This window comes from Burkholderia cepacia, assembly GCF_029962485.1.
GTDB lineage: Bacteria > Pseudomonadota > Gammaproteobacteria > Burkholderiales > Burkholderiaceae > Burkholderia.
Window position 1 is genome coordinate 47146 of the sequence record NZ_CP073637.1, and the last position, 25217, is coordinate 72362.

Genomic DNA, 25217 nt, shown 5'->3' on the forward strand with positions numbered 1-25217 from the left:
CGCGTGCGCGCGGCTCAGCCGACGCCGAGCGTCGCGACGTGCAGCAGCGTTTGCCGCAGGTAGTCGAGCATCGTCGTCAACATCCACGGGCCGGCGATCACGAGCGTCGCGGCGACCGCGAGCAGCTTCGGGATGAACGACAGCGTCGATTCGTTGATCTGCGTCGCGGCCTGGAACAGGCTCACGACGAGGCCGACCGCGAGCGCGACCAGCAGCAGCGGGGCCGCGAGCAGCAGGCCGATCATCATCGCCTGGTGCGCGAGGGTCATCACTTGTTCGGGCGTCATCGCGCGAATCCTCCGCTGCTTACGTGAAGCTCTGTGCGAGCGAGCCGATCAGCAGCTGCCAGCCGTCGACCAGCACGAACAACATCAGCTTGAACGGCAGCGACACGGTGGACGGCGACACCATCATCATCCCCATCGACATCAGCACGCTCGCGACGACCATGTCGATGATCAGGAACGGGATGAAGACCGTGAAGCCGATCTGGAAGCCGGTCTTCAGCTCGCTCGTGACGAACGCGGGCACCAGCAGCGACAGCGGCACGTCCTCGGGGCCCTGCATCGGCGCGGCCTTCGAGATCTTCGCGAACAGCGCGAGATCGGTCTCGCGGGTCTGCTTCAGCATGAAGGTCTTGAACGGCGCGAGACCGCGCTGCACGGCCTGCTCCATCGGCATCGAGCCGTCGGAGAATGGCTTGTAGCCGTCGTTGTACGCACGGTCGAGCACCGGCGACATCACGAAGAAGGTGAGGAACATCGCGAGGCCGACGAGCACCTGGTTCGGCGGCGTCGTCGCGGTGCCGAGCGCCTGGCGCAGCAGCGACAGCACGATGATGATGCGCGTGAAGCTCGTCATCATCAGCATCATCGCCGGCAGGAACGACAGCATCGTGAGCAGCAGCATCGTCTGCACGCTCAGCGAATAGGTGGTGCCGCCGTGCGGCCCCGGGCTCGTGTTGAACGCGGGCAGGCCGTTCGCCTGCGCGTACGCGAACGCGGGAGCGAGGCAGAGGATCAGCACGGGCGCGACGCGCGCCGCGCGATGCAGGAATGCGTGTTTCATCGGAATGCGGAGACGGAAAGAGGGCGCGGCGCCATGTCAGCGGTCCTTGCCACGACCGAGGCGCTTCGCGGCTTCGCCCGCGAGCGCGTCGCGAAACCGCGAGCCGAACGTGCCGGGCAGGCTGCCGTCGGACGGGGTGCCGCCGGCGGGCGCGTCGGCCGAAGCCGACACCGTTGCAGGGGCCGCCGCCGAGCCGGCCGGCAGCGTATGCAGCAGGCGCACGTTGCCCGGCGCGACGCCGAGCACGAGCCAGGTGTCGCCGATCTCGACGATCGTCGCGCTTTCCTTCGTGCCGACCGCGACGCTCGACACGACCTTCAGCGGGCCGCCGCGCCGCGCGGGCTGGAAACCGAAGCGGCGCGCGAGCCACGCGCACGCGAACACGAGGCCGATCACGACCGCGAGCCCGACGAGCGTTTGCAGCACCGCGCCGATGCCGAGCGACGGCGCGGCCGAGCCGACCATCACGCTCGACGCGATCGCTCCGGCGTTGTTCACCGCGTTCATGTCGGCGGCACCGGCCGGCGCGCATGCGAGCGATGCGACGACGGCCAGCGCCGTCGCGGCGATCGCGTGGTACGTACGGCGGCCGGGCTGCACGACATTCATCGGTTCAGCTTCCGGATCCGTTCGGCCGGCGTGATGATGTCGGTCAGGCGGATGCCGAACTTGTCGTTGACGACCACGACCTCGCCCTGCGCGATCAGGCAGCCGTTCACGAGCACGTCCATCGGCTCGCCGGCGAGGCCGTCGAGCTCGACGACCGAACCCTGCGCGAGCTGCAGCAGGTTGCGGATCGCGATCTTCGTGCGGCCAAGCTCCACGGTCATCTTGACCGGGATGTCGAGGATCATCTCGATGTCGTTGTGCGTCGAGCTCGCCGCGGCCTTCGACAGCGGCTGGAACACGCCGGCGCCCGTCGCGCCCGCCTGCACCGGCTGCTGGTTCTGCTCGGCAAGCGCGGCCGCCCAGTCGTCCATGCCCGGATCTTCTTCCGCCGCGGCCGGTGCCGCCTGCGCGTCGGCCGCCGAAGCCGCGAGGGCCGCGTCGGCCATCGCCTGGATGTCGTCGTCGGGCGTCTGGTTCAGCTCACTCATATCCACCTTCCTTCATCGCATCGCCCGCGCTGATCATCTTCTGCACGCGCAACGCATATTGACCATTGAAAATTCCGTAGCCGCATTCCATCACTGGCACGCCGTCGACCTTCGCGGTGATCGTGTCCTCGATCTCCAGCGGCAGCACGTCGCCCGCGCGCAGGTTCAGGATCTTCTCGAAGGTCGACGAGATCTCGGCGAGATTCGCGCTCAGCTCGACCTCGGCGGCCTGCACCTGCTGCGACAGCACGCGCACCCAGCGGCGGTCGACTTCGAGCGCCTCGCCCTGGATCGGCGAACTGAGCACGTCGCGGATCGGCTCGATCATCGAGTACGGCATGCAGATGTGCAGCGTGCCGCCCGTCGGTCCGAACTCGATCGAGAACTGCGTGACGATCACGATCTCGTTCGGCGTCGCGACGTTCGCGAACTGCGTGTGCATCTCCGAGCGCACGAATTCGAACTGCAGCGGCCGCACGCTCTTCCATGCGGCCGTGTAGTGCTCGAACACGAGGTTCAGCAGCTTGCCGATGATCCGCTGCTCGGTGGCCGTGAAATCGCGGCCCTCGACGCGCGTGTGAAAGCGCCCGTCGCCGCCGAACAGGTTGTCGACGACGAAGAACACGAGATTCGGGTCGAACACGAACAGCGACGTGCCGCGCAGCGGCTTCACGTGCACCAGGTTCAGGTTCGTCGGGATCGGCAGGTTGCGGGTGAACTCGCTGTACTTCTGCACCTTCACCTGGCTGACGGAGATTTCCGCCGTACGCCGCATGAAGTTGAAGATGCCGATCCGCAAAAGGCGCGCGAAGCGGTCGTTGATGATCTCGAGGCCGGGCATCCGGCCGCGGACGATCCGCTCCTGCGTCGCGATGTTGTAGGGGCGGACGCCCGATGTGTCGCGCTGCTCGTCGACTGCATCGGTTTCGCCCGTGACGCCCTTGAGGAGGGCATCGACCTCCTCCTGGGACATGAACTCCTGGTGACCCATACGCGCTCCTTTCTCGGCCGCGTTACTGGACGACGAACTCGGTGAACAGCACGTCGTCGACCTTCGCGCGCTGGTTGCCCGGCTGGGTCGGCTGCTCGATCAGGTCCCGCAGTTCCTTCGCGAGCGAACGTTTGCCGTCCGGCGTCGCGAGTTCCTCGGGATGCTTGTTCGACAACGCGAGCAGGATCCGGCTGCGGATCTCCGGCATCCGCGCGGTCAGTTGCTCCTGTGCCTTCGGGTCGGTGAGCTTCAGCGACAGGCCGACGCGCAGGTAGTGCTGCGCGCCGTCGTCCGACTGCAGGTTCACCGTGAGCGGGTCGAGCGGGAAGAACACCGGCGCGGCCAGCGGCGGCGGCTCGGCGGGCGCGCTCGCATGGCCGACGCCTGCCTTGCTCAGGAACACGTACATGCCGCCGGCTGCGGCGGCGGCCGCGCCCAGCGCGACGATGGCGATGAGTGCGATGCGCTTGAACTTGCCGGACGAAGCCGGCTTGTCGGCGGTCGGGTTTGCGGTCGTGGAGGCCATGTGAATGCGTGCGTGATGTCTCGTAGCATGCATTGTTCGGCATCCGGGCCGAGCCCGATGGGCGGAAAAGAGGGGGGATTTGCGGCTATCTCAGCCGATTGTCGGCCGGGTGTCGGCCGGATGCAGGGAATCGGGGCCGGCAGGACGCGGCGGTGCGGCATGCCGGGCGGGCGTTGGCCGCCCGGCGCGGGGGTGTCAGATCGGCAGCAGCGTCAGCAGCGGCGCGATCAGCACCATCGCGACGCCCGCGATCATCATCGTCAGGCTCGACACGACGCCTTCCTCGCTGCCGATCTCGCGCGCCTTCGCGGTGCCCACGCCGTGGGCGGCCGCGCCGAACAGCGCGCCGCGCGCGAGCCGCGTGCGCATCGGCACGAGGGCGAGCACGAGCTCGCCGAGCAGCATCCCGCAGATGCCGGTCGCGATCACGAACAGCGCCGTGAGGTCCCTCGGTGCGTGGATCTTGTCCGACACCGCGAGCGCGAACGGCGTCGACACCGAGCGCGTCATCAGCGAGCGCTGCAGCTCGGGCGACAGGTGCAGCAGCTTCGCGAGCAGCAGCGATCCGCACACGCCCGCGCCGATCCCGACCGCGACGCCGACCGACAGCGACAGCCAGTGGCGGCGAATCAGGTCGCGATATTCATAGATCGGCACCGCGAACGCGATTGTCGCCGGGCCGAGCAGCCACATCAGCCAGCGCGTGTCGCGGAAGTAGACCGAATACGGGATGCCGGTCAGCAGCACGAGCAGCACCAGCACGCCCGGCACGAACACGAGCGGCGAGAACAGCAGCGTCTTCTTGTAGGCGTAGAGGCGTTTCGACGCGAAATACAGCACGACCGTCAGCACGAAGCAGCCGAGGGAAATCGCGGTGTTCACGCGGTCGGCGGGCAGGTTCGATAGCGCGGCAAGCATGGGCGGCTCCGGCTCAGTGCGCGGACACGGCGCTCAGGCGCGTGCGGCGGCGCTCGGCGAACACGCGCTGGACGGCGAGCCGGCGTTCGAGCTTCGCGGCGAGATCGACCGCGACGGCTACCGCGACCATCACGAACGCGGTGCCCGCGAGCATCACCAGCGCGATGCGCCAGCCGTCCTCGCGGAACAGCCCGCCGTACTGGACGGCCGCGACGGCGGCCGGCACGAAGAACAGCAGCATGTCGGACAGCAGCCAGTTCGCGCCGTCCTTCACCCATGCGGGCGCGACGCGGCCCGAGAACAGCAGCACGAGGAGCACCGCGAGGCCGATCACGCCGGACGGAATCGGCAGCCCGACCTTGCGCACGGCCCAGTCGACGGCCATCCACAGCGCGCCGAGCGCGGCGGCCTGCAGCACGATCCGGCCCGTATGCGCGAGGTTGCCCGAGGCGGCAGGGCGGGCGGCAGCAGCGGTGGTCGGCTTGGTCATGGCGGGCTCCATACAGATATTGCGTTGATGGAGTGAGTATAGGGTTTCCCCTAACCATAAATAAAATGACTTGTCTCTATCCTTGTCATTCCAATTCGGAATTCACCTTTTGATTGCCGCACCAATTTGGGGAGATGTCGATGGAATTGCGCGCGCTGCGGTACTTCGTCGAGGTGGTTCGCCAGCAGAGCTTCACGGCGGCCGCCGACAAGCTGTTCGTGACGCAGCCGACCATCAGCAAGATGGTGAAGGCGCTCGAGGACGAGATCGGTTCGCCGCTGCTGCTGCGCGACGGCCGGCAGATGGTGCTGACCGATGCGGGGCGGATCGTGTTTCAGCGCGGCCAGGACGTGCTCGCCGCGCAGGCGCAGCTGCAGTCGGAGCTGAACGATCTCGGCACGCTCGGCCGCGGCGAGCTGACGATCGGTATCCCGCCGCTCGGCGGCTCGCTGTTCACGCCGATCATCGCCGCGTACAAGCAGCGCTACCCGAACATCGAGCTGAAGCTGTTCGAGCAGGGCGCGCGGATGATCGAGGCCGCGCTGACGTCGGGCGAACTGGAACTCGGCGGGCTGCTGGAGCCGGTGGATCCCGGCACCTTCGAGCGGCTGCCGATGGTGCGCGCGCCGCTGTGGCTCGTCGCGCCGCGCGAGTCGCGCTGGGAGGACCACGCGGCCGTGCCGCTCGGCGATCTCGCGCGCGAATCGTTCGTGTTCTATGCCGAAAGCCTCGCACTGCACGACGCGGTGCTCGACGCGTGCCGGCAGGTCGGCTTCACGCCGTCGATCGTGAGCCGCAGCGGCCACTGGGATTTCATGGCCGCGCTCGTGCATGCGGGCGTCGGCATCGCGCTGCTGCCCGAGCCGTACTGCCGGCGGCTCGACGCCGGCCAGTTCACATGCCGGCCGATCGTCGAGCCGGAGATCACGTGGGCGATCGCGCTCGGCTGGCTGAAGAAGGGCTACCTGTCGCACGCGGCGCGCGCGTGGCTCGACGTCGCGCGGGCGACGCTGCCCATCGCACCCGGCGACGATCTGGCGTTCGGCGGGTTGCGGGCGAGGGAGTGACCGCTGGGCGCCCGGCCGGTAAAGCGGGCGGCGAAACGAAAAGGGCGGCCGTCGTGGCCGCCCGTCGCGTGCTCAATGCCCCATCGCGGGCCCCGCCCCCTTCTTCGGCTTCGTGATCCACACGAGCACCGCGAGCGCGCCGAACATGAACGCCGACAGCAGGAAGAAGTCGTTGGTCGCCATCATGAAGCCCTGCTGCGTGACGAGCTGGTTGAGTTGAGCGTTGGCCGTCTGGCCGACGATGCCAAGCTGCGACAGCGCGCCCTGGTAGTCGGTCGTGCTCTGCGCATACACGCTCACCGATTCCGACAGCCGCGCGTGGTGGTAGATCGCGTCGTTCTCCCAGAACGTCGAGCTGGCCGCGGTGCCGATCGCGCCGGACAGCGTGCGCAGGAAGTTCGACAGCCCCGATGCGCTCGCGAGCCGCTCGTCGGAGATGCTCGACAGCGTGATCGTCGTCATCGGCACGAAGAAGCACGCAACGCCGATCCCCTGCACGAGCCGCGGCAGGATCACGTGGTTGAACGGCACATCGAGCGTAAACGTCGAGTTCCAGATCGACACGCCCGCGAACACGATGAACGCGAAGCTCGCGACCATCCGCAGGTCGAGCCGGTGCATGTTGCGGCCGATCAGCGGCGACAGCACGAGCGCGAGCAGCCCGACCGGCGCGGTCGCGAGGCCGGCCTTGCCGGCCGTGTAGCCCATCACCGTCTGCAGCCATAGCGGGAAGATCACGACCGAGCCGAAGAACGCCATGAAGCCGAACGAGATGATCATCGCGCCGAGCGCGAAGTTGCGATCCTTGAACAGCGACAGGTCGACCACGGGCTCCTTCTCGGTCGCCTCCCACACGAGCATGAACGCGAGCGAGACGACCGCGATCAGCGCGAGCGCGACGATGAACGACGAGTTGAACCAGTCGCGGTCCTTGCCGAGGTCGAGCATCATCTGCAGGCACGACACGCCGATCACGAGCAGCGCAAGGCCGATCGCGTCGATCCGCTGCTTCGACGTCTTCGTCTCGCGCCCGCGCAGCAGGAAATACGCGCAGGCCGCGGAGAAGATGCCGATCGGCAAATTGATATAGAAGATCCACGGCCACGTGTAGTTGTCGCTGATCCAGCCGCCCAGCAACGGGCCGAAGATCGGCGCGACGATCACCGTCATCGCCCATAGCCCGAGCGCGAGCCCGCGCTTCGCGGGCGGATAGCTGCGCATCAGGATCGTCTGCGACAGCGGCACCATCGGCCCCGACACGAGGCCCTGCAGCAGCCGGAACGCGATCAGCGTCTCGAAATTGGTCGCGAAGCCGCACAGCGCCGACGCGACCGTGAACGCAAGCACCGACAGCGTGAACAACCGCACCTCGCCGACCCGCCGCGCGAGCCAGCCGGTGAGCGGCACCGCGATCGCGGACGCGACCGAATACGACGAGATCACCCACGTGCCTTCGCTGGTCGCGACGCCGAGGCTGCCCGAGATGGTCGGCACCGCGACGTTCGCGATCGACGTGTCGAGCACTTCCATGAAGGTGCCGAGCGCGAGCCCGATGGTGAGCAGCGCGAGCGTCCCGCCGGACAGCGGCGCAGGTGCGGCGGGGGAGGCGGCGGATGCCGTGGTGGCGGACATCGGAATCTCCTAGACGCGGCGCGCACGACGCGCCGGCACGACGGACGGACGTGCGACGCAGCGCAGCCCGGCCGGATGGAACGAAAAAGGGAAAAAACGGAGCGCGTGTCCTGTCATCTTCTGCCCAGACAGATAAATAAGCGAATGCTTAACCTAGACATGGGGCCTCCGCGCACATCAGGCGTCTTCGTCGGGCTTCGGGCAGCCGGTCGAACCGGGCCCGTTGGCGATGAAGCGTTGCAGCAGGCCGGTGAGCGTCGCGAGTTCGTCGGCCGAGAAGCCGTCGAGCTGCGCGTTGAGCGCGGTCGCGACCAGCGACGGCAGCGCGCGGGCGGCTTCGGTGCCGCGTTCGGTCAGCGACAGCTCGATCATCCGGCGATCCTGCTCGCTGCGCGAACGTGCGATCAGCCCCTTGCGTTCGAGCCGGTCGAGCATCCGCGTCATCGAACCGCTGTCGTACGACATCTTGCGCGACAGCTCGAACGGCGTGCGCGCATAGCCGCGCGACAGCAGCAGGATCACGCCGATCTGCTGCGCGGTGAGATCGAGCGGTTCGAGCGCACGGTCCATCCGCTCGACGAGCGCCTGCTTCGCCTTCGACAGGTAATAGCCGAGGCTCGTTTCCAGCGCGATGTTCTCGGGATCGTAAAGGCCGCCGGTCATACGATTGCGCGCGCAGCAATAGTGCGTTTCAGGTTAAAACGCGCCCAGTATCTTGAAAAATGATTGCTTAGTCAATATTATTTGAGGCAACCAGTTACGACGTGCATGTTGCACTGCCGGAGACGATGTTCTGACCGATTCGCCCGCGCTGCCGGGCACCCCGAGGATGTTCGCGATGCTGTCCCTGAAAAATGCCGCCGGCGCGCTGCGCCGCAACCTGACCGATACCGCTCATCATGTGTTTTCCGGGCCGCACCGCGGCTGGAAGATCGCGCTGTACGTGACGATGCTGGTCGTGCCGGGCGGCTCGCTCGCGGCGCTCGGGTTCGCATGGTTCGATCATCGCCGGCAACGCAACGCGAAGGGCGGCGCACGCCGCACGAGCCAGCCGGCCGCCACGGAGCCGTCGACATGGCGGTCCGCCGGCGAGCCCATCCCGGTGCCGGTGCGCTGCCACTGACGCCGCACCGCCCCCGCTTTTCCGCCTGATCCGACCGGGCGCCCGCCGCGCCATGCGTGGCCGGCGCCGCACGCCTGCGTTTCCGCAAGCGATCCGTAATGGCCGGTAAACCGGCCATCCGCGCCGGTAACACATTCCGCCCTTCGCGCACCGTACCCTTAGGGCTGCGCAGCTTCCCCGCCGTCAGTTACCATTTGTCCGCCAGCGGCATGACGACCGCATCGCGCGACGCCGCTCGCCGGCCGTCACGCCCAGACAGGAAAACCACAATGCCGTACGCCTCCCTCCCGCGCGCCCTTCGCCCGCTGAGCGCCGCCGTCGCCGTCGCGACGGCCGTGCTGCTCGCCGGCTGTGCCGTCGGGCCCGACTATCACCGGCCCGACACGTCGATCCCCGCAGCCTTCAAGGAAGCGCCGGCCGGCTGGAAAGTCGCGCAACCGGCCGACCGCACCGACCGCGGTGCGTGGTGGACGGTCTACAACGATCCGCAGCTCGATGCGCTGATCGGCAAACTCAACGCATCGAACCAGACCATCGCGCAGTCGGCGGCCGCCTACCGGCAGGCACGTGCGCTCGTCACCGAGGCGCGCGCCGCGTATTTCCCGACCGTCGGGCTGACCGCGTCGGGCTCGCGTGCCCGCACGCCGCGCACGTCGGTGTCGTCGGGCTCGTCGTCGAGTTTCGGCAGCGGGTCGTCCGGGTCGATCAACAACAGCTACAGCGTCGGCCTCGATGCAAGCTGGGAGCCCGATCTGTGGGGCAAGGTGAGCCGCACCGTCAGCGCGCAGCGCGCCGGCGAAGCGGCGGCGGCGGCCGATCTCGCGAATGCGCGGCTGTCGCAGCAGGCGCTGCTCGCGCAGACCTATTTCCAGCTGCGCACGTCCGATGCGCTGCAAAAGCTGCTCGACGACACCGTGAAGTCGTACGAACAGTCGCTGAAGCTCACGCAGAACCAGTACGCGCAGGGTGTTGCCGCCCGCGCGGACGTGATCCAGGCGCAGACGCAGCTGCAGAGCGCGCAGGCCGCGCAGATCGATAACGGCGTCGCGCGCGCGCAATACGAGCACGCGATCGCGACGCTGATCGGCGAACCGGCGTCGACCTTCTCGCTGCCGCCGAACCCGCTCGCGGCCGAGCCGCCGATCACGCCGGTCGACGTGCCGTCCGCGATCCTCGAGCGCCGGCCCGACATCGCGGCGGCCGAACGGCGTGCGGCGGCCGCGAACGAGCAGATCGGCGTCGCGATCGCCGCGTTCTTTCCCACACTGACGCTGTCGGCCACCGGCGGCTTCCAGAGCTCGGTGTGGTCGCAACTGTTCACGCTGCCGGCGCGTTTCTGGACGGTTGGCCCGCAGCTCGCGGCCACGCTGTTCGATGCGGGGCTGCGCGCCGCGCAGACCGACGCCGCGCGCGCAACCTACGACCAGGACGTCGCCGCATATCGTCTCGCGGTGCTCACCGCATTCCAGGACGTCGAGGACAACCTCGCGTCGCAACGCATCCTCGCGCAGGAAATCGACGTGCAGCGGCAGGCCGTCGACAGCGCCGAACACTCGCTCGCGATCGTCACGAACCAGTACAAGGCCGGCACGGTCGCGTACCTGAACGTGCTGACCGCGCAGACCACCGCGTTCACCGCGCAGCAGAAGCTCGCGACGATCGCCGGCCAGCGGATGGTATCGTCGGTCGGGCTCGTGAAGGCGCTCGGCGGCGGCTGGGATGTGTCGGACATCGCGCGCGAGAACGGCGGCATGGCGGCGCCGGCACCCGTGCCGGCGTCCGGTGCGGCCGCGCCCGCAGCCACCGCACCGTCGGTCGCGACGCCGCTCGCGCAAAAGTAAGGGAAGCGTGCGACGCGCGCGTCAGCGCTGCGCGTCGCCGAAGATCAGCGACACCTCGTTGTTTCCGATCGGGTGGCCGAGCAGATTCAGCAGCCCGGCGAGGTTCGCCTGCTGCTCGGGCGCCGCATGCGCGGTGCCGCGGAACGATCCCTGGCCGGGACCGAAGTTGCCGTGCCCGTCGAGGAACAGCGGGCCCTGCGTCGTCGACACGTCGAGATCGGCGCCCGCGCCCTTCGCCTGCAGCACCGCGAGGTACGAACCGAGCGGCTTCACGCGCGACACGCGCGAACTCATCGAATCGATCGTCACCGTCAGCTGGCCGAACGCGTTGTTGCCGAACAGGCGCCAGTCGCTCCAGCCAACCCGCACGTCGCCCTGCAGGTCGAGCGTGTTGAACGGCGTGCCAAGCCCGGCGAGCAGCGACGCGGGCACGGCCATCGTGCCCGCCGACAGCACCGCGCCACGCCACGTCGCATCGAGCGTCACGGCATCGGGCATCGCCTCGGTCTGCCGCATGCGCATCTGCACGCGCCCGGTCAGCAGCGGCCAGAAGCGCGTGGTCCATTCGACCCGGCCCGGCAGCAGCGTCGCCGCGCTCTGGTCGGCACCCGGCGCGAGCATCAGCGTGCCCGAGCCGTGCCACAGCGACCCGTCCGGGTCGACGAGATTCACGTGTCCGCCGGTCGCGCGCGCGAACTGCGGCGCGATCCACGCGGCCGGTGCGAGCGCGACGAGTGTCACCGCCGTCGCCAATCCGCCCGCCAGTACCCACGGCAATACGGCGGTGAGCCGCTTCATCCCCGGCCTCATCGGCCGACCGCCGCTTGCGTCATCCACTGCGTCATTTATTTCTGTACGGAAGGTTGCATCACGGCCGTCAGGTCGACCTGGCCGTCGTCCTTCAGCGCGGTCGCGTGCGCCTCGCCGACCTGCACCTTGAACTGCCGGCGCGCATCGTCGAGCCACTGCGTCCACGCCGGGAACGACACGTTCTTCATCTGCACCTGCACACCGTTGCCGACGATCTGCACCTGCGCACCCTGCAGCCCGTGATCGGACAACGACGCGGTCAGCGCGTCCTTCAGCGCGAGGCCGGTCGGCGCGACGCCTTGCGCGGCGGCCGCCAGCGACTTCGCCTCGTTAGCCTGTGCGGTCATCTGCGCGAGTTCCTGACGCATCGCCGGCAGCGCGCGCTGGATCCGGGCGCGGCCTTCCTGCGCGGGCGACCACAGCACCGAATACGCAATCGCGACGGCCAGCACGGCGCCGCCCCAGCCGAGCAGCGTCTTCTCGCGCGGCGAGCGCTCACCCCAGAACTGGGCCAGCGTCTGGTTCAGTTGTTCGGTTTTCATGAGCGGCTCCGGATCGTCCATTTGCCCGTGTTGCTGTCGACTTCGCCGGACAGGCCGTTACGCGCGAGGCGCTGCGTGAAATCGGGATCGACCTTGACCTCCGGCTTGAAGCCGACATCGAGCCGCCGGTCGTGATAGTCGAGCGACGCGATGCCGTTCAGCGGCAGCGCGCCCATCGAACGCGACAGCCCGCTCGACAGCGAGAGGAAATCGTTCGGCGACAGCTCGCCGGCCGCGAGCCGAAGCTGGTCGAGCTGGCGCTGCATCTGCGCGGGCGGATCGAGCACCGTCGTCGTCTTCGGGAAGGCGGACAGCAGCGTTTCGGTGATCTGCGCGGACAACGCATCGCGCTCGCGCGACAGCTTCCACCAGTGCAGGTTCATCCCGATCACCGCGACACCGAGCGTCGCCGCGACGAGCGCGAGCGGCACGCGCAGGCGCTTCACCGTCGCGCGGTCGAAGCGCCACGGCTGCGACTCGAATTCGAACTGGCACAGATCGAACTTCTCGGCGAGCGCACGACGCGCAAACGTGTCGAACGGCAGCGGGGCGGCGCCCGGCAACAACGCCGAGTCAGATCGGCTGACCGACGCGAGCCGCGGCTCCGCGCCCGGTTCGCCGAGTTCGTACAGTTCGACGTCGCCGCCACGTGCGAGCGCGGTCAGCGTGCCGGCCGCGCGCGCCGCGGGCGCCACGAAGCCTTCGCCGAGTGCGCCACGCGCCACTGCGAGTTCCAGGCGCGGCGCACCGGCCACGGCCGGCTGCGCGCCAGCCTCGACGAGCACCGGTTCGACCGACGTCGCGAGTCCGAGCACCGCGGCGACCGTCGCCGGACGGGCGGCCGGCTCGGCGGCATCCTTGGCGAGCGCGGCAGCGTCGGCGCGCTCGCCGTCGGCCGGCGCAATCAATGCCGTTTCCGCCGGCGCGCGCGGCGCCGGCAGGCAGCGCGTTGCGGGCACCGCGCTCAGGTGCCGGTGGCCGGCCGCCGTGAACGCTTCGCAGATCGTGCGGAACCACGCGCGATCGACGACGGCCAGCACGCGGCGCCCGTCGGGCAACGCGGCCGGATCGAGCGCGATGTGGCAGCCGAGCGGATCCTGGATCAGTTGATCCTCGACGATGTTCGGCAGCGCCTGGCGCAGCTTCGGCCCTTTCAGCGGCGGGACGGTCGCGGCCAGCAGCAGCACGTCGCGCGCGGCGACGATCAGGACCGTCGCGTTCGCGCGCGGCAGCAGCGCGAGCGCGGCGCGGCCGGCGCGCTGCACCTGGCCGGCCTTGTCGACGAGCGTGAACGGCAGCTCGGGCCACTGCCATTCCTGCAACGGCACGGCAGGCTCGCGCGGCGGCAAAGAAACAATCAACGTGCTCACAAGAGCTCCTCTCCCGATTGGCGTCGTTATAGCTGGTCGCGGATACGCACGACCCGCGTCGAGTGCGTGGTCGGATCACGATACACGAGCGAGGTGCGGTCGACCTCCGCGCGATCGTGCTGGATCCGGCCATGCACGATGAAATAACTCGAATTGACGTCGACGAGGCTCGAATCGATCGTCACGTTCGGCGCGCCGGCGCCGCGCAGCGCAAGCTGCACGTCGCCAACGTTCCGGAAAAATACGGTCTCGCGGCGCGACACGAGCGCCTGCGCGGACGACACGCTCATCCCCGGCACCAGCGACGCGATCACTTCGGCCGGTGCGGTGTTCATGTTCACCGGCGTCGTGGTCGGCAGCACGGTGACGAACGGGCGCAGCCGCGCCACCATCTCGGGTGTCACGCCATCGACGTCGAGCAGGCTGTCGACGCTCGTCATCATCAGCGGTGCGGGCCCGCGATCGCCGCCGGACATGCCGGGGTCGTCGGTGAAATCGCCGCCGCCCTGCTGGTCGGTCGTGACCGGCGCGGTCGCGGCGTTCGCCGCGGTACCGCCGCCGCCGGGCAGGTTCGGCATCTGGAAGCGCGTCGCCGAATGCAGCAGGCCCGCGCGCACCTGCAGCGCGATGCGCTTCGCGAACGCGCCGTCGTAGCCGAGCGTCGTCAGGAGGCGCTGGAACGCCTGGAGTTGCGTGACGTTCAGCTGCAGCACGCCGGGCGCCGGCGACGACACGAGGTTGCGCAGGTTGAACTTCGCCTGCGCGTCCTCGATCGAGCCGGAGATATAGGTGTCTTCGCCGCCGCCATCGTTGGGCGCGCCGATCCGGCCGAGGAAATCCGACAGCTTCGTCTTCGCGATCGGCACGCCCCAGATCCCGCCGAGATAGGTGATGCCGGGCGCCGTGTCGCCTTCGGAGCGCAGGATCATCCGCGTCCAGTCGAGCGCGCCGCGCGCGACCCACTGCGCCTGCGCGATCACGCGCTGGTTTTCGATGCGGCGGATCTGCACCTGCTGGCGCCACAGCATCCCCGAGACGAGGATCGCGGACAGCGCGACGACGAGCAGCGCCGTGATGATCGCCGCGCCACGCTGGCGGCGGGTACGCGCGCGACCGGCGGCGCGGTTGAAGAAGGGGGGACGGAAAGGGCGCGCGCGCATCGTCATTCCCCGACGAGGAAGATGCGCGTGACCGGCACGCGCAGCGACGTCGCGCCGATGCTGACCTGCAACCCCGTCACCGCGCGGGTGGGCGGCGCGTTGCCGATCTGCGGCACCTTGAGCGCGTCGTTGTTCTGCGCGAGCGCGTCGTCGGCCGTCTGCAGGTTGGTGGTCCAGCCCACGCGCGGCACGTACAGCTTCGCGTCGATCGCGCCGACGCCGCCCATCAGCGCGACCCAGCTCCAGCCTTCGACGCTGCTGTCCTTCAGCGTGCTGCGCAGCCGGTTCGCGTCGTCGATCGGCGGTGATGCATAGCGCACGACGCGCCCGCCGGCGATCCGGTAGCGGACCACCTGCAGCCGCGGCGCGGCGCCCGGCACCTCGAGTTCGCGCACGATCTGCAGCGTATTGCCGGCGACGCCGATCGCCGGCTGGCCGGCTTCATCGTCGGTCGCGGCGAGCCGCGCATCGATGCGCATCTGGTCGAACATCTGCGCGAACACGCGCTCGTCTTCCATCGCGGACGCCACCTTGTCGCGGCCGCGCATGATCTGGTCGAGCCCGCGCCACGCGAGGATCGCGACCACCGCGAGAATCGCGATCGCGATCATCAGCTCGATCAGTGTGAAGCCGCGGGCGCGGCGGGCGGACGGGCGTCGCATCGGCATGTCAGAGCGGACGGCTGGTTTCATTCGCGACCACCGTCACCATCTGTGCAAGCACGCCGGAATGGCCGGGCATGCTCACCGAAATCCGGACGCGCCGGAACACCGGGTTCGGCGTCGTGCTTACGCGCTGCGTGCAGACGAGCTGCACGTTGCCCTGCGAGCAGTCGAAGCTCTGCTCGCCGACCTCCGGCCATGCGTGCGTGAGCCGCAACTGCGCGAGCGCGTTGTCGGCGCTCCAGCCGGCCAGCAACCGGCGGTGCAGGTCGGACGCGTTGGTCGCCATCGTGCCGACCGCCCGGATCGACGCGGCGAGCGCGACCGCGATGATCGCGAGTGCGACGAGCACCTCGATCATCGTGAAACCGCGCGATGAGGAAATGGAAGAGGGCAGGCGACGACGCATCGTCATTGCACCTCGTAGCGGCCGTTGCCGGTGCCGACGATCGTCGCGCTGCCGACGGCCGAGTGCAGCGTCACGCGCACCGGCGTGTCGATGCTCTCGGTGCCGAACACGACGCGGCTCGCGTGCGTGTCGGAACCCGGATAGTCGATGTCGGCGCCGGTGACGCCGCCGTCCCAGTCGCGCGGGCGCAGCAGGTCGTCGCGCAGCGTGCGCCAGCCGTCGGGCGAGCTCACGTCGAACCGGAAACCGTGCGCGGTCGGCTGCCATGCGATCGGCCGCGCGCGCACCTGCGCTTCGTCGCCGGCCGTCTCGAACAGCAGCGCGACGCGTTGCGCTTCTTCACGCAGGTCGGTGCGCGGATTGCGCGTCAGCGACAGCGACGCGAGCGACACGAGCAGCCCGGCGATCATCAGCACGACCAGCATTTCGAGCAGCGTGAAGCCGTGCGCGCGATGACGCGGCGCGCCGTGCTTCATCGGCCCGCCGTCGGCTCGCGCCGGTATGGACGACACCGCGCCGCGACGCACACGGCGATCGCGACCGCAGCGGGAGGTCGTGCGAATGGCGGGCATGAAGAACGGGAATGGAACGTCGGGCCGATCAGTGCCGGCTTACTGCCACGAACCGATATCGGAATCGTTGCCTTCGCCGCCTTCCTTGCCGTCGGCGCCGTAGCTGAACACGTCGATCTCGCCGTGCACGCCCGGGTTCAGGTACTTGTACCCGTTGCCCCACGGGTCGTTCGGCAGGCGTTCAAGATAGCCGCCGTCCTTCCAGTTGTTCGGGATCGGATCGGTGGTCGGCTTCTGGGTCAGCGAATTCAGACCCTGCTCCTGGGTCGGATAGCGGCCGTTGTCGAGACGGTACAGCTTGAGTGCCTGCATGATCGTGCCGATGTCCTGCTTCGCGGCGATACGGCGCGCCTCGTCCGGGCGGCTCATGATCTTCGGCACGATCAGCGCCGCCAGGATCCCGAGGATCGCGACCACCACCATGATCTCGATCAGCGTGAAACCGCGCTGACGACGCACGGCCGCGTTGCGGCAAGTGATCCACGTTTGCATGACTGACTACCTCTTCCAAAAAATGTCGTCGATTGAGTGACGCATCCCGCGCACCGGGCGATTGCCTGACAGCAAGCTTCCGGTCCCGCGGGCGCGGAGCACGCATTGTAAGGCGCGCATCGTCGAGGGCTTTCACCCAACGCAAATTTCATATACATCCGTACAATAGCGCGCATGAACGCGCTCTCGATCCGGATCCTTTCCCTAGCCCTCTTCGCGGGTTTGTGCGCGACGGCCACCTACTGGGTCGTCACGCTGTCGGCCCGCGAAGCGCCGCTGCCCGCCGCTGCCGCGCGGCTGCCGATCCGCACCGAGGACGCGGCCGCGCTCTTCGGCGGTCAGCTCGACAAGAATCCCGTCCAGGACATCCACCTGTTCGGCATTCTCGCGCTCGATCACGGCGGTGCGGCGATCGTCGGCGTCGGCGGCGAACCGCCGCGCGCCGTGTCGCTCGGCGCGGACGTCACGCCCGGCGCGAAGCTCGCCGAAGTCCGCCCGCGCTCGATCATCGTCGACCGCAACGGCGCCCGCGCCGAAATCCAGCTCCCGGCGAACACGCCGTCCCCCGCGATCTACATGCGTTGAGCGGCGGCGGCCTGACAGTCAGGCCGTCACGTCACTGCACCATGTTGTTCAGCTCGATGATCGGCAGCATCACCGCCAGCACGATCACGAGCACGATGCCGCCCATCGCCAGGATCAGCAGGCTCCAGCAGGCTCGTCAGGAACATCGTGCGGCGTTCGAGCTCGCGCGCTTCGCCTTCGGCCGCGCGATCCAGCATCGTCGTCACGTCGCCCGTCGCTTCACCCGAACGGATCAGGTGCACGAGCACCGGCGGAAACGTCTTCACGTTGTTCAGCGCGCGCGACAGCGCGGAGCCTTCGCGCACGCGCACGATCGCGTCGTCGATGTTCGCGCGCATCGCGCGGTTCGACAGCGTCTCGCCGGCCGCCTGCAACGCGCGCAGGATCGGCACGCCGGCCGCGGTGAGAATGCCAAGCGTGCTCGCGAAGCGCACCGTGTTGTAGCCGCGCACGAGCTTGCCCGCGAGCGGCGCGGTCAGCACCCAGCGATCGAACGCGAGCCGCGGCCCGTCGCGCGACAGCGTCGCCTTCACGAACCACACGACCAGCACGAACGCGATCAGGATCGCCCACCACCAGTGCCGCACGAAATCCGACAGCGCCATCATCACGACCGTGAGGACAGGCAGCTGCTGTTTCGTACTCGCGAACACGTTGACGACCTGCGGGACGACGTAACTCAGCAGGAACGTGACGATGCCGAACGCGATCAGCGTGACGATCCCCGGATAGGTGAACGCCAGCAGGATCTTCTGCTTCAGCGCGTTGCTCTGCTCGATGTAGTCGGCCAGACGCGACAGCACGATACCGAGCTTGCCGGTGTGTTCGCCGGCCGCGACGAGCGCGCGGTAGATTTCCGGAAAATCGCGCGGATGCTGGCCCAGCGCATTCGCGAGCGAATGGCCGCCGAGCACCTCCGCGCGGATCGCGGCCATCAGTTCACGGATGTAGTCGCGCTCGGCCTGCTCGGTCAGCACGCCGAGCGCCTCGTCGAGCGGCAGCCCGGCGATCAGCAGGCTCGCGAGCTGGCGCGTGAGAATCGCCTGTTCGCGCTGCGACAGCTTGCGGCCGAACGCGAGCCGCTGCGAACGCGCCCCGCGCGTCGCGCTGGCGGCTGGCTCGACGACGAGCGGCGTGAGTCCCTGCGTGCGCAGCTGGCCGCGTGCGGCGCGCGCGCTGTCGGCGTCGATGACGCCTTTCTGCGCGCGTCCCGCCGAATCGATTGCTTCGAAACGGAATGCCGGCATCGCGCTATGCGCCTCCCGTCACGCGCAGCACTTCCTCGAGCGACGTCGCGCCGGACGCGAGCCAGCGCTCGGCGTCGTCGCGCAGCGTGCGCATGCCTTCCGCACGGCCGGCGGCGAGAATCTCGGCATCGGCCGCGTTGCGGTGGATCAGCGAGCGGATCGAATCGTCGACCAGCAGCAATTCGTAGACACCGCGCCGGCCCGAATAACCCGAATGCCCGCACTTGTCGCAGCCGACCGGATGCCACACGGTGCGGCCGTCCTCGTGCCGCTCTTCCTTGCAGACGGGGCAGAGCTGGCGCACGAGCCGCTGCGCGAGCACGCCGAGCAGCGACGACGCGAGCAGATACGGCTCGACGCCCATGTCGGTCAGGCGCGTGACGGCGGAAGCCGCATCGTTCGTGTGCAGCGTCGCGAGCACCAGGTGGCCCGTCAGCGACGCCTGCACCGCGATCTGCGCGGTCTCGAGGTCGCGGATTTCACCGATCATGATCACGTCCGGATCCTGGCGCAGGATCGAACGCAACGCACGGGCAAAGGTCATCCCGATCCGCTCGTTCACCTGCGTCTGGCCGATGCCGCCCAGGTCGTATTCGATCGGGTCCTCGACGGTCATGATGTTGGTCGTCGCGGTTTCGAGCCGCGACATCGACGCATACAGCGTCGTCGTCTTGCCCGAACCGGTCGGACCCGTGACGAGCACGATGCCGTGCGGGCGGCCGATCAACTTGTCGAACTGGACAAGCGTGTCGCGGCCCATCCCGAGCGCTTCGAGGTTCAGGCGCTGCGCATCCTTTTCCAGGAGACGCAGCACCGCGCGCTCGCCGTGCCCGGTCGGCAGCGTCGACACGCGCACGTCGACCGGCCGGCCGCCGACGCGCAGCGTGATGCGGCCGTCCTGCGGCAGGCGTTTCTCCGCGATGTCGAGCTGCGCCATGATCTTGATCCGCGAGATCAGCGCGCCATGCAGCGCCTTCTTCGGACGCACGACGTCGCGCAGCGTGCCGTCGACGCGAAAGCGCACGACCGACGCATTCTCGAACGGCTCGATGTGGATGTCCGACGCATGTTCTCGCGCCGCTTGCGTGAGCAGCGCGTTGATCATCCGGATGATCGGCGCGTCGTCTTCCGACTCGAGCAGATCCTCGACTTCGGGGATGTCCTGCATCAGCCGCGACAGGTCGACTTCGCCTTCGACCTCGCCGACTACCTGCGCGGCGCTGCCGTCCTGGCGCGCATATGCCTGGTTGATCGCCTGCGCGAGTTCGTCGGCCGGCACGTGGTGCACGGCGATCGAGCCGAAGTTGCGCGCGATCTCCGCGAGCGCGGCATCGCTCGTGCGTTCGCTGATCCACACCTCGAGCGTGTCGTCGAGCTGGTGCGCGATCAGCACCTGGCCGCTCTTCGCGAAGCCGTACGGCAACAGCCGCGCGGCAAGCGGCGACGGCGGCTGGCGTTCGCCCGGCGCGCCGTCGTGGGCGGAAGACGCGAGCACGTCGCTCACTGCGAGGCTCCCGGCGTGGCGGTCAGCGGCTGTTGCGGTACCGCTTGCTGCGGCACGCCCTGCGACTGCACCGGTTCCGGTGCGGGGACCGGCGCCGGCGCGGGCGCGGGTGCCACCTGGCGCTGCAGCTGCTGACGGCGCATCTTGTCGAGGTCGAACAGGTTGCCGGCCGGCGTGCCGCCCTGGCTCGGACCCAGCGGCATCGGCGGAACGATCGGATCGTCCTTGTCGCGGATCACGTTGTTGTCCGACTTGTACGCACCTGTCACGCCCTGGATGTAGTCGTAGCGGTTGGCCGTGACCTGCTGCGCGGTGCTGCGATCGGAGATGATCACCGGGCGCAGGAACACCATCAGGTTGGTTTTCTGGCGCTGCTTCGATTCCGAACGGAACAGCTGGCCGATCCACGGAATGTCGCCGAGCAGCGGCACCTTGCTGTTCGACACCTGGTAGTTGTCCTGCATCAAGCCGCCGAGCACGATGATCTCGCCGTTGTCGGCCAGGATCGTCGACTGGATCGAGCGCTTCGTGAAGGTCGGGCCCGTTTGTGCGGTCGTGGTGCTGCTGACGACTGCCGAATCCTCGGTGTAGAGCTGCAGCTTCAGGATCCCGCCGTCGGTGATCTGCGGCTTCACGTGCAGCGTCAGGCCGACGTCGCGACGGTCGTACGTATTGAACGCGTTGCTCGTCGTGCCGCTCGTCAGGTTCGAATACGAGCCGGTTGCGATCGGCACGTTCTGGCCGACGACGATCTTCGCTTCCTCGTTGTCGAGCGTGATCAGGTTCGGCGTCGACAGCACGTTCGCGTCGCTCACGCCCGCGAAATACTGCAGCAGCGCGCCGAGGCCCTGCACGCCGAACATGTTGTGCAGCCAGCCGACGTTGAGGCCCTGGTTCAGGTTCGCGAGATTCGCCGCGAGGCCGGCCCCGGTGGTGCCCGCCGTGCCCGTCGTCAGGTTGATGATGCTGTTGCCCGCGACGGAGCCGGCCGTGGCCGCCAGGTTCGTGCCGCCGAGAAACTGGCCGCTCGCCACCTGCCATTGAATCCCGAGGTTCCCGGACGTCGTCGAGTTCAGTTCGACGATCAGCGCTTCGATATAGACCTGCGCGCGCCGTGCGTCGAGCTGGTCGATCACCGAGCGCAGGTTGCGGTAAACCGGATCGGACGCGGTGATGATCAGTGAGTTGGTCGCCGCGTCGGCCTGGATCATCCCGCCTGGCTGGTTGTCGTCGCCCTTGTCCTTGTCGCCGCCGAGCAGGCCGCCCGTGCCGAGGCCGCCGCTACTGGACGAGCCGCCGTACGACGACGAAGACGACGAGCCGCCGAGGCCGCCCGACGGCAGCGGCGGGGTGCCGGACGAGCCGGTCGAGAAGTTGCCGCTCGACGACGAGCCGCCATTCTGGTTGAAGCTGTTCGCATCGTTGGACGACGCCGACGAGCCGCTGTCGTTACCGCCCTTGCCGAGCATGCCGCGCAAGGTCTTCGCGAGCTTCACCGCATCGGCGTTGCGCAGCGGCACGACGTGCATGTTGCCGGGCACGCCGCTCGGCGCGTCGAGCTGCTGCACGAGGCGCTTCGCGGCCGCGAGGCGCGACGCGCTCGACGCGCGCAGCATCAGCGAGTTGGTTCGCGGGTCGGCCGTGACCGACACCTTCAGCGTCGCGTCGCTGTTGCCGATCGCGCCCGGGTCGAGCATTTTCTGCAACTGCGCGGCGAGGTCGATCGCGTTCGCGTTGCGCAGCGTCACGACCTGCACCTGCGCGCCGGCGGCGCTGTCGACGCCCGAGATGATCTGCGCGATGCGGCGCACGTTGTCCGCATAGTCGGTCACGACGATCGTGTTGTTCGCCGGGTAGGCCGTCACCGTGTTGTTCGGCGAGATCAGCGGCCGCAGCACGGGCAGCAGGTTGTTCGCCGATTCGTTGTGCAGCTCGAACACCTGCGTGATCACCTGGTCGCCGCGGGCCTGCGGCGCGTTGCCGACGTAGGTCGGCACGCCCTGCAGCTTCGCATCGGCTTCCGGCACGACCTTCAGCACACCGTGATCCTGCACGAGTGCGAAGCCCTGCATGCGCAGCGCCGACTGCAGCGTCTTCAGCGCCTGGTCTTCCGGCACCGGACGTTCGGCCACGAGGTTGAGCTGCCCCTTCACGCGGGGGTCGACGATGATGGTCTTGCCGGTTGCGGCGCCGATCGCTTTCGCGACCTGGTCGATATCCGCATTCACGAAGTTGAGCGTGACCTGAGCGTAGGCGGCCTGCGAGACGATGATGCCGGCGACGAAGAGGGTCGTGGCAATGCGCCGCATAACGAAGCGATTTCTTGTCATGGATGAATGGGTCGATGCCGGCTCAGGCCACTTCCGGCGGTAGTGCTGGGATCCAAGTCCGAAAGAGGCGACATTAGCAGTTTTTCATGTCCGAAATATCACATTGATCCGAGGACTGTCTCACATACGACATGTGTCCGGCGAATCGTATGCAATATGTAAGAATGGGCGCGGCCCTTCGCATGCCGGCCATCGCCCCCGATTCGCGATGAACCGACATGGAAATGCGGTATAACCGGGCTGCCGTATTCCTGCATGTCGCAATCTGACGGTCTGCCGGTATGATACGGGCGGCGCGTTTCTCGTCGCACTAATAACAGGCACGGGTTTTCCCGACCTTCGCGCAATTCCTTTTCGTTTTCGCACGATGAACAGACGACGGTACGCTTCGATCGCGTTGATCGCCGCTGGCGCGTGGTTCGCCAGCGCAAACGCTCGTGCGGATTGTTTCGACGAAGCCGCTAAATATCAGCAGGTCAATCCGCTGATCCTGCGCGCCATCGCGTGGCAGGAATCGCGCAACCGGCCCGGCGCACTGAACAAGAATACGAACGGCTCGGTCGACTACGGCCTGATGCAGATCAATTCGATTCATCTGCCCGCGCTGTCGCGCTACGGCATCGGCCGCGACACGCTGATGGAGCCGTGCAAGAACGTCTACATCGCAGCGTGGCATCTCAAGCAGAAGATGAACCGCTACGGCAACACCTGGCAAGCCGTCGGCGCCTATCATTCCGAAACGCCGTCGTTGCGCGACAAGTATGCGCGGCAGATCGCCGGCATCCTGTCGCAGTGGAAGCTGCTGCCGCCCGTGCAGTGACGTTGCGCCGCATTGCGGCCTGACGCGGTGCCGGCCGGCCGGCGCGCGTTTGATGCACAATGCGGATCTCACGCCGCAACTTCGCCCGTCCGCGGGCCGATCGCGCCCCGGAAGGGCGCCGCGGCCGCTTTTTCATCTTTTCCGTTGGTGCATATCATCATGAATCCGGCAATGAACCAGCCGTTGCCCGTCACCGTGCTGTCCGGCTTCCTCGGTGCCGGCAAGACCACGCTGCTCAACCACGTCCTCGCGAACCGCGCCGGCCTGAAAGTCGCCGTGATCGTCAACGATCTCGCGGCGGTCAACATCGACGCGTCGCTCGTGCGCGACGCGCAGGCGCTGTCGCATGTCGAGGAACGCCTCGTCGAAATGTCGAACGGCTGCATCTGTTGCACGCTGCGCGACGACCTGCTCATCGAGATCCGAAACCTCGCATCCGAAGGTCGCTTCGACGCGATCATGATCGAATCGACCGGTATCGCGGAGCCGATGCCGATCGCCGAAACGTTCACGTTCGTTGACGACGACGGCGCGTCGCTGTCGACCATCGCGCGGCTCGACACGCTCGTTACCGTGGTCGACGCGTACAACTTCCTGCGCGACTACGGCTCCGACGACGCGCTCGCGACGCGCGGCATCGCCGCGTCGGAAGACGACGACCGCACGCTCGTCGAGCTGCTGATCGAGCAGATCGAATTCTGCGATGTGCTGGTGATCAACAAGGCCGATCTCGTCAGCGCCGACGATCTCGCGCGCCTGCAGCACATCCTCGCGCGACTCAATCCGCGCGCGCACCAGGTCGTGTCGACGTTCGGCAACGTGCCGCTCGACGAAGTGCTGAACACCGGCCGCTTCGATTTCGACGAAGCCGCGAACGCGCCGGGCTGGCTCGCATCGCTCGATCACGATCACACCCACTGCGACGATCCCGACTGCCATGACGAACATCATGCGCACGTGCACGGCGAAGCCGACGAATTCGGCATCGGCAATTTTGTTTACCGCGCGCGCCGGCCGTTTCACCCGGCACGACTCTGGGCGCTGCTGCATCAGGAGTGGCCGGGCGTGCTGCGCAGCAAGGGCTTCTTCTGGCTCGCGACCCGCAACGACATCGCGGGTTCGCTGTCGCAGGCGGGCGGTGTCTGCCGGCATGGCCCGGCGGGTCTCTGGTGGGCCGCGCAGGATCGCGCGGAATGGCCGGACGACGACGAGCTGCTCGGTGAAATCCGCGCCGAATGGCTCGGCGATCTCGACGATCGCACGGTCGGCGATCGCCGTCAGGAACTCGTGCTGATCGGCATCGCACTCGACGCCGATGCGTGGCGCGCAAAGCTCGATGCATGCCTGCTGACCGATGCGGAATTCGCACTCGGCGCGACGCAGTGGATCGCGTTCGACGATCCGTTCCCGGCGTGGGATGTCGATTCGCACGACGACGACGATCACGGCGACACGCAGATCGTGCACGCTTGAGCGCGTCGTAACGGCTTGTAAAAGTAACCGTTAACTTTTGCAAGAGCGGCGCGGACTGTGGCAAAAATGCCGCGCGCGCCCAACAAAAAACCCGCCGAAAGGCGGGTTTTTCTTGGAACAGGCGCTGGTTTAACGCTTGTTGACGGCGTCCTTGAACGCCTTGCCAGCCGTGAACTTGACCGTCTTGGCTGCCGGGATCTTGATGGTTTCGCCGGTCTTCGGGTTGCGGCCCGTACGTGCTGCGCGCTTGCCCGAACCGAAGCTGCCGAAGCCGATCAGCTGAACCGCATCACCCTTCGACACGGCCTTCTTGATGACTTCGAGCAGCGTGTCCAGCGTTTCGCCGGTTTGAGCCTTGCTGGCGCCCGTTTGGGCGGCGACGGCGTCGATCAGTTCCTGTTTGTTCATTAAGGTTCCTTTATCAGGTTAGGTTGACACGAACAGCGCGAACGCGCCGATTATACGTGCGCGAACCGTGCCGTCGAGAG

27 protein-coding genes and 1 pseudogene are annotated in these 25217 nt (G+C 67.8%); 6 read left to right on the forward strand and 22 right to left on the reverse strand.

All coding sequences use genetic code 11. The features are described 5' to 3' along the window. Positions 1 to 14: 14 nt before the first annotated feature. The 8 genes from fliQ to KEC55_RS00220 all read right to left on the reverse strand — a co-directional run bounded on the left by fliQ (position 15) and on the right by KEC55_RS00220 (position 5090). Complete coding sequence (gene fliQ / locus KEC55_RS00185; RefSeq protein ID WP_176049214.1) at positions 15 to 287, reverse strand: flagellar biosynthesis protein FliQ; 273 nt, start codon at positions 285 to 287, stop codon at positions 15 to 17. A 19-nt stretch (positions 288 to 306) separates the two neighbouring features. Then, positions 307 to 1068: a flagellar type III secretion system pore protein FliP gene (gene fliP / locus KEC55_RS00190; protein WP_282506271.1), complete on the reverse strand. Its 762-nt coding sequence runs from the start codon at positions 1066 to 1068 to the stop codon at positions 307 to 309. A gap of 36 nt (positions 1069 to 1104) precedes the next feature. Further along, positions 1105 to 1677: a flagellar biosynthetic protein FliO gene (fliO, locus tag KEC55_RS00195; RefSeq protein WP_282506272.1), complete on the reverse strand. Its 573-nt coding sequence runs from the start codon at positions 1675 to 1677 to the stop codon at positions 1105 to 1107. Then, entirely contained in the window at positions 1674 to 2165 is a 492-nt protein-coding gene (fliN, locus tag KEC55_RS00200; RefSeq protein ID WP_176049199.1) for a flagellar motor switch protein FliN, read from the reverse strand. The genes fliO and fliN overlap by 4 nt, the downstream gene beginning before the upstream one ends. Next, a complete protein-coding gene (gene fliM, locus KEC55_RS00205; RefSeq protein ID WP_176049197.1) occupies positions 2158 to 3156 on the reverse strand; it encodes a flagellar motor switch protein FliM in 999 nt (332 codons plus the stop codon). Before fliM ends, fliN begins: the two co-directional genes overlap by 8 nt. A gap of 22 nt (positions 3157 to 3178) precedes the next feature. Then, on the reverse strand, positions 3179 to 3715 hold the full coding sequence (fliL, locus tag KEC55_RS00210) for a flagellar basal body-associated protein FliL (protein ID WP_176049195.1): 537 nt from the start codon (positions 3713 to 3715) through the stop codon (positions 3179 to 3181). A 162-nt stretch (positions 3716 to 3877) separates the two neighbouring features. Next, positions 3878 to 4600: an LrgB family protein gene (locus KEC55_RS00215; RefSeq protein WP_282506273.1), complete on the reverse strand. Its 723-nt coding sequence runs from the start codon at positions 4598 to 4600 to the stop codon at positions 3878 to 3880. A 13-nt stretch (positions 4601 to 4613) separates the two neighbouring features. Beyond that, positions 4614 to 5090, reverse strand: a complete 477-nt coding sequence (locus KEC55_RS00220; protein WP_282506274.1) for a CidA/LrgA family protein — start codon at positions 5088 to 5090, stop codon at positions 4614 to 4616. Between the two features lie 140 nt (positions 5091 to 5230). On the opposite strand from KEC55_RS00220, the gene KEC55_RS00225 reads away from it, so the two are divergent. Continuing rightward, complete coding sequence (locus KEC55_RS00225; RefSeq protein ID WP_174940291.1) at positions 5231 to 6157, forward strand: LysR family transcriptional regulator; 927 nt, start codon at positions 5231 to 5233, stop codon at positions 6155 to 6157. A gap of 72 nt (positions 6158 to 6229) precedes the next feature. Here KEC55_RS00225 and KEC55_RS00230 read toward each other — a convergent pair whose 3' ends face one another. Next, entirely contained in the window at positions 6230 to 7789 is a 1560-nt protein-coding gene (locus KEC55_RS00230) for a DHA2 family efflux MFS transporter permease subunit (RefSeq protein ID WP_282506275.1), read from the reverse strand. Positions 7790 to 7966: 177 nt separating this feature from the next. After that, positions 7967 to 8452, reverse strand: a complete 486-nt coding sequence (locus KEC55_RS00235; RefSeq protein WP_282506276.1) for a MarR family winged helix-turn-helix transcriptional regulator — start codon at positions 8450 to 8452, stop codon at positions 7967 to 7969. A gap of 175 nt (positions 8453 to 8627) precedes the next feature. On the opposite strand from KEC55_RS00235, the gene KEC55_RS00240 reads away from it, so the two are divergent. Together KEC55_RS00240 and KEC55_RS00245 are read left to right on the forward strand one after the other, a co-directional pair. After that, entirely contained in the window at positions 8628 to 8912 is a 285-nt protein-coding gene (locus KEC55_RS00240) for a multidrug ABC transporter ATPase (protein ID WP_282506277.1), read from the forward strand. 269 nt (positions 8913 to 9181) lie between these two features. Next, on the forward strand, positions 9182 to 10753 hold the full coding sequence (locus tag KEC55_RS00245; RefSeq protein WP_282506278.1) for an efflux transporter outer membrane subunit: 1572 nt from the start codon (positions 9182 to 9184) through the stop codon (positions 10751 to 10753). 21 nt (positions 10754 to 10774) lie between these two features. Here the strand turns inward: KEC55_RS00245 and gspN are convergent, their stop codons facing one another. From gspN to gspG, 8 genes are read right to left on the reverse strand one after another with little or no spacing between them, the layout of a single operon-like run. Next, on the reverse strand, positions 10775 to 11563 hold the full coding sequence (gene gspN / locus KEC55_RS00250) for a type II secretion system protein N (protein ID WP_282506279.1): 789 nt from the start codon (positions 11561 to 11563) through the stop codon (positions 10775 to 10777). A gap of 35 nt (positions 11564 to 11598) precedes the next feature. Beyond that, on the reverse strand, positions 11599 to 12105 hold the full coding sequence (locus tag KEC55_RS00255) for a type II secretion system protein M (RefSeq protein WP_282506280.1): 507 nt from the start codon (positions 12103 to 12105) through the stop codon (positions 11599 to 11601). Next, entirely contained in the window at positions 12102 to 13475 is a 1374-nt protein-coding gene (gene gspL, locus KEC55_RS00260) for a type II secretion system protein GspL (RefSeq protein ID WP_282506281.1), read from the reverse strand. Before gspL ends, KEC55_RS00255 begins: the two co-directional genes overlap by 4 nt. A 26-nt stretch (positions 13476 to 13501) precedes the next feature. Next, positions 13502 to 14635 carry a type II secretion system minor pseudopilin GspK gene (gene gspK / locus KEC55_RS00265; protein WP_282506282.1) on the reverse strand — a complete coding sequence of 378 codons (1134 nt, stop codon included), beginning with the start codon at positions 14633 to 14635 and terminating at the stop codon, positions 13502 to 13504. A gap of 2 nt (positions 14636 to 14637) precedes the next feature. Further along, positions 14638 to 15297, reverse strand: a complete 660-nt coding sequence (locus tag KEC55_RS00270; protein ID WP_176049170.1) for a PulJ/GspJ family protein — start codon at positions 15295 to 15297, stop codon at positions 14638 to 14640. A 7-nt stretch (positions 15298 to 15304) separates the two neighbouring features. Continuing rightward, entirely contained in the window at positions 15305 to 15712 is a 408-nt protein-coding gene (gene gspI, locus KEC55_RS00275; RefSeq protein WP_415877969.1) for a type II secretion system minor pseudopilin GspI, read from the reverse strand. Continuing rightward, the gene (locus KEC55_RS00280) at positions 15709 to 16278 is read right to left on the reverse strand and encodes a GspH/FimT family pseudopilin (protein ID WP_282506283.1); all 570 of its coding nucleotides are present in this window, start codon (positions 16276 to 16278) and stop codon (positions 15709 to 15711) included. The genes gspI and KEC55_RS00280 overlap by 4 nt, the downstream gene beginning before the upstream one ends. Positions 16279 to 16317: 39 nt before the next feature. Next, a complete protein-coding gene (gene gspG, locus KEC55_RS00285; protein WP_282506284.1) occupies positions 16318 to 16770 on the reverse strand; it encodes a type II secretion system major pseudopilin GspG in 453 nt (150 codons plus the stop codon). Positions 16771 to 16944: 174 nt separating this feature from the next. Between gspG and KEC55_RS00290 the strand changes: the two genes are divergently transcribed. Further along, the gene (locus tag KEC55_RS00290; RefSeq protein ID WP_034188199.1) at positions 16945 to 17355 is read left to right on the forward strand and encodes a type II secretion system protein N; all 411 of its coding nucleotides are present in this window, start codon (positions 16945 to 16947) and stop codon (positions 17353 to 17355) included. A 31-nt stretch (positions 17356 to 17386) separates the two neighbouring features. Here KEC55_RS00290 and gspF read toward each other — a convergent pair. From gspF to gspD, 3 genes and pseudogenes are all read right to left on the reverse strand, one after another. Beyond that, a pseudogene (gene gspF / locus KEC55_RS00295) lies at positions 17387 to 18602 on the reverse strand (type II secretion system inner membrane protein GspF). A 4-nt stretch (positions 18603 to 18606) separates the two neighbouring features. Next, on the reverse strand, positions 18607 to 20106 hold the full coding sequence (gene gspE, locus KEC55_RS00300; RefSeq protein WP_176049163.1) for a type II secretion system ATPase GspE: 1500 nt from the start codon (positions 20104 to 20106) through the stop codon (positions 18607 to 18609). After that, positions 20103 to 22436, reverse strand: coding sequence for a type II secretion system secretin GspD (gene gspD / locus KEC55_RS00305; protein ID WP_282506285.1), 2334 nt, complete (start codon positions 22434 to 22436; stop codon positions 20103 to 20105). Before gspD ends, gspE begins: the two co-directional genes overlap by 4 nt. Before the next feature lie 367 nt (positions 22437 to 22803). Between gspD and KEC55_RS00310 the strand changes: the two genes are divergently transcribed. Then, a complete protein-coding gene (locus KEC55_RS00310) occupies positions 22804 to 23256 on the forward strand; it encodes a lytic transglycosylase domain-containing protein (RefSeq protein ID WP_282506286.1) in 453 nt (150 codons plus the stop codon). A 159-nt stretch (positions 23257 to 23415) separates the two neighbouring features. Beyond that, positions 23416 to 24729, forward strand: a complete 1314-nt coding sequence (locus KEC55_RS00315) for a GTP-binding protein (RefSeq protein WP_282506287.1) — start codon at positions 23416 to 23418, stop codon at positions 24727 to 24729. A 129-nt stretch (positions 24730 to 24858) separates the two neighbouring features. On the opposite strand, the gene KEC55_RS00320 is transcribed toward KEC55_RS00315, so the two are convergent. Beyond that, positions 24859 to 25137, reverse strand: a complete 279-nt coding sequence (locus tag KEC55_RS00320; RefSeq protein ID WP_006401505.1) for an HU family DNA-binding protein — start codon at positions 25135 to 25137, stop codon at positions 24859 to 24861. Between the last annotated feature and the right edge of the window lie 80 nt (positions 25138 to 25217).